The sequence below is a fragment of the Marinobacter sp. UBA5687 genome, from assembly GCF_002420325.1.
Classification (GTDB): domain Bacteria; phylum Pseudomonadota; class Gammaproteobacteria; order Pseudomonadales; family Oleiphilaceae; genus Marinobacter; species Marinobacter nauticus.
Genome location: NZ_DIHV01000154.1, coordinates 1 through 4,242 on the forward strand (window position 1 = coordinate 1; position 4,242 = coordinate 4,242).

The window sequence follows — 4,242 nt, forward strand, 5'->3', positions numbered from 1 at the left end:
GAAGGCGCGTATTTTCGCCGATTAGGGTATGCCGGGGCAAATCCATATGTAGTGGTTTTCCGATGAAGCCGGCACAAAATCACCAAACCGACTGATTTCACAGAACTCATAAATCTATATCAAAAAATTTTGATATGGCTATTGATCGACCAACAGAACGCCCCTACACTTGCCAACCATGACCTCACTCAATGCACATGCGAATGAATTGTCCTCTGTGGACGTACTGGCCCCGATCTTCAAGGCGAGCGGCGACCCGCTGCGCCTGGAAATCCTGCGGGTACTGCGGCGGGACACCTTCGGTGTGCTGGAGCTGAGCCAGATGTTCGACATGCGCCAGTCCGGCATGAGCCATCACCTGAAAGTGATGCACAAGGCCGGCTTGCTGGAGCCCCAGCGGGAAGGCAATGCCATTTTCTATCGTCGCCCGCTGAATCTGGACAGTGACAAACTGGCCGACCAGGCAATCCGCCAGATTTTCGAAACCGTCGACAGGGTTGCCCTGCCCCGGCATCTGGACGAAAAAATTGAAGCCATACGAGAGCAGCGGGCGGGACAGTCCCAGGCCTTTTTCTCCCGGCACTCCGAACAATTCCGGGAACAGCAGGAGCTGATTGCAGCCTTTGACCTTTACGCCGAGCCTACCGCGGAACTGATTCGCAAGCGTGCAGCGAGGCAGTCATGGCTGAGCGTTCTGGAAATCGGACCGGGTGAAGGCGGGTTCCTGCCGGTACTGTCGGAGCTGTTCCAGCATGTGGTTGGCCTGGACAACAGCAAAGACATGCTGGCCAAGGCGACGCGCACCTGCATAGAGGAACACCTGAACAACGTCGACCTGATCGAAGGCGTGACCGACACCCTGCTGGCGCGGGGCGACGCCTTTGACCTGATTGTAGCCAACATGGTGCTGCACCATGTGCCCAGCCCGGCGGACATTTTTCTGGACGCCGCAGCCCTGATGAACAGTGGCGGTTGTCTGGTCGTCAGTGATCTGTGCAGTCACGACCAGGACTGGGCCAAGGAAAACTGCGGCGACCTGTGGCTGGGCTTCGAGCCGGAAGAACTGACTTCCTGGGCGGCCGACGCCGGGCTGACCGCCGGCGAACAGCTGTTTATAGGCCTGCGCAACGGGTTCCAGGTACAGGTAAGAGAATTCTGGAAGAGTACGGAAGCGGCGTAACCAATCGCCGTCACAGGAATATCAAAAACTTTTGATATGGGTGTAGGTAGTTTTACGTATGCCCTGACAACAACCAAGGCAGCCGGTAGGTCAAACAGGACGGAGCCGGTACGAATTTGCAATCGCTCAAGAGGAGCACACCTATGTCTGACTACAACATCTTCACCTCCGAATCGGTCTCCGAAGGCCATCCGGACAAACTGGCCGACCAGATTTCCGATGCGGTACTGGACGCCATCCTGACCGACGATCCGCACGCGCGCGTGGCCTGCGAAACCATGGTCAAGACCGGCGTGGCCATCGTCGGCGGTGAAATCACCACCAGCGCCTGGGTCGATCTGGAAGACCTGGTACGCGGTGTGATCAAAGACATCGGCTACACCTCCTCGGAAGTAGGCTACGACGGCGACACCTGTGGTGTGATCAACATCATCGGCAAACAGTCCGTCGACATCGCCCAGGGCGTTGACCGCCAGAAGCCGGAAGACCAGGGTGCGGGTGACCAGGGCCTGATGTTCGGCTATGCCAGCAACGAAACCGACGTGCTGATGCCGGCACCGATCACCTTCTCGCACCGCCTGGTGCAGCGCCAGGCCGAAGCCCGCAAGAGCGGCCTGCTGCCGTGGCTTCGCCCGGACGCCAAGAGCCAGGTTACCTGCCGCTACGAAAACGGCAAGGTAGCGGGCATCGATGCCGTAGTTCTGTCGACGCAGCACGACCCGGACGTCAGCCAGGCCGACCTGAAAGAAGCCGTGATGGAGCTGATCGTCAAGCACACCCTGCCGGCTGAACTGCTGCACAAAGACACCCAGTTCCATATCAACCCAACCGGCAAGTTCGTGATTGGCGGCCCGGTGGGCGACTGTGGCCTGACTGGCCGTAAGATCATCGTAGATACCTATGGCGGCATGGCCCGTCACGGTGGCGGTGCCTTCTCCGGTAAAGACCCCTCAAAGGTCGACCGTTCCGCCGCCTACGCCGGCCGTTACGTAGCCAAGAACATCGTGGCCGCCGGCCTGGCCGAGAAATGCGAGATTCAGGTGTCCTACGCCATTGGTGTGGCCCAGCCGACCTCCATTTCCCTGAACACCTTCGGCACCGGCAAGATCAGTGACGACAAGATCATCGACCTGGTGCGCGCGCACTTCGACCTGCGCCCGTATGCCATCACCAACATGCTGGACCTGCTGCACCCGATGTACCGGGCCACCGCAGCCTACGGCCACTTCGGCCGTGATCCGTACGAGATGACCGTTGGCGGCAAGACCTTCACCGCGTTCCCGTGGGAGAAGACTGACCGCGCTGCGGCTCTGAAGGATGCTGCGGGTATCTGACGATTTTGGGTCTGACGCTTTGAGTTGGGCCCTATTTTTGGCCCAGCCCGCCACCGTCTGGAGGTGGCGGCGCTGAGGTAAGTCCTTCGGGGACACGCTACAAGCACATCCATGTGCGCTTGTTTCGGGCCGTCCATGGCCCTCAACAGTCCCCGAAGGACTTACCTCACCACCGCGTTCAAACATTAGGTGACAGTTTATCCAGTAATAATCGGAGGCTACTCAATCTCCGTAAGAGATTCAGGCGTATCGGAGACGACATACGCCCAAGGTTTATAAGAGGAGGCGGGGAATGCCTTTCGCGGAATTTCGGAGGCCATGGATGGCCGGAGAGAAGCGCACATGGGTGAGGCAAGCGTTTATGAAGCGGAGCTTCATGCGCAGCCGAACGACAGCAATCTATGATTGCTGGCCGGACCCGCCCGCGGGTGCTCGTAGCGGTTCCGCGAAAGGCATTCCCCGACTCCGACTACACCAATATGAGCGGTACCCGAAAACGTTCCGGGGTCGCAAAGAGAAGCTGACAGGAGAACACCATGAGCACTCCAGCAGAAAAACTGAACAATTTCGACGACTACAAAGTCCGCGACATCACCCTCGCCGACTGGGGCCGCAAAGAAATCAAGATCGCCGAAGGCGAAATGCCCGCCCTGATGAAACTGCGCGAGAAGTACAAAGCGGAGCAGCCGCTGAAAGGCGCCAACATCATGGGCTGCATCCACATGACCATCCAGACTGCCGTGTTGATTGAAACACTGGTCGAGCTGGGCGCCAACGTGCGCTGGTCATCCTGCAACATCTTTTCCACCCAGGATCAGGCTGCAGCCGCCATAGCGGCGCAAGGCATTCCCGTGTTCGCGTGGAAGGGTGAAACCGACGAAGAATACGAATGGTGCCTGCACAAAACCGTGGGCGCAGACGTAGACGGCTGGGAACCGAACATGATCCTGGACGACGGCGGCGACCTGACCGAGCTGCTGCACAAGGAATACCCGCAGGTGATTGCCAAGTGCCACGGTGTTACTGAAGAAACCACCACCGGCGTGCACCGTCTGCAGGAAATGCTGCGTGACGGCACCCTGAAGATCCCGGCCATCAACGTTAACGACTCGGTCACCAAGTCCAAGAACGACAACAAGTACGGCTGCCGCCACAGCCTGAACGACGCTATCAAGCGCGCCACCGACCACCTGCTGTCCGGCAAGAAAGCGCTGGTGATCGGTTACGGCGATGTGGGCAAGGGTTCTGCGCTGTCCCTGCGCCAGGAAGGCATGATCGTCAAAGTCACCGAAGCCGACCCGATCTGCGCCATGCAGGCTTGCATGGACGGTTTTGAAGTGGTGTCTCCATACATCGACGGCATCAACACCGGCACCGAGCAAGGCATCAACACCGACCTGCTGGGCACCACTGACCTGCTGGTAACCACCACTGGTAACGTCAACGTGTGTGACGCGAACATGCTGAAAGCCCTGAAGAACGGCGCCGTGGTGTGCAACATCGGCCACTTCGATAATGAAATCGATACCGCCTACATGCGCAAGAACTGGGAGTGGGACGAGGTCAAGCCGCAGGTGCACGTGATCTACCGCGACAAGGCCAGCAACGACCACCTGATCCTGCTGTCGGAAGGCCGCCTGGTGAACCTGGGCAACGCCACCGGCCACCCAAGCCGGATCATGGACGGCTCCTTCGCCAACCAGGTACTGGCGCAGATCTTCCTGTTCG

Annotated in this window: 3 protein-coding genes; all 3 read left to right on the top strand. The window is 58.9% G+C overall.

Features of this window, described 5'->3' with window-relative positions; all coding sequences use genetic code 11:
• Positions 1-178 precede the first annotated feature (178 nt).
• Complete coding sequence (locus B3Y70_RS16705; RefSeq protein ID WP_041655001.1) at positions 179-1,180, top strand: metalloregulator ArsR/SmtB family transcription factor; 1,002 nt, start codon at positions 179-181, stop codon at positions 1,178-1,180.
• Positions 1,181-1,323: 143 nt separating this feature from the next.
• Complete coding sequence (gene metK / locus B3Y70_RS16710; protein ID WP_273031043.1) at positions 1,324-2,514, top strand: methionine adenosyltransferase; 1,191 nt, start codon at positions 1,324-1,326, stop codon at positions 2,512-2,514.
• Between the two features lie 536 nt (positions 2,515-3,050).
• Positions 3,051-4,242, top strand: a 1,192-nt coding sequence (locus B3Y70_RS16715) for an adenosylhomocysteinase (RefSeq protein WP_288590146.1), incomplete at its 3' end; no start/stop codon positions are given.

Bases quoted from the DNA above. Each gene is read 5' to 3' on its own strand.
- B3Y70_RS16705 (WP_041655001.1), top strand. From the start codon at position 179: ATGACCTCACTCAATGCACATGCGAATGAATTGTCCTCTGTGGACGTA.
- metK (WP_273031043.1), top strand. From the start codon at position 1,324: ATGTCTGACTACAACATCTTCACCTCCGAATCGGTCTCCGAAGGCCAT.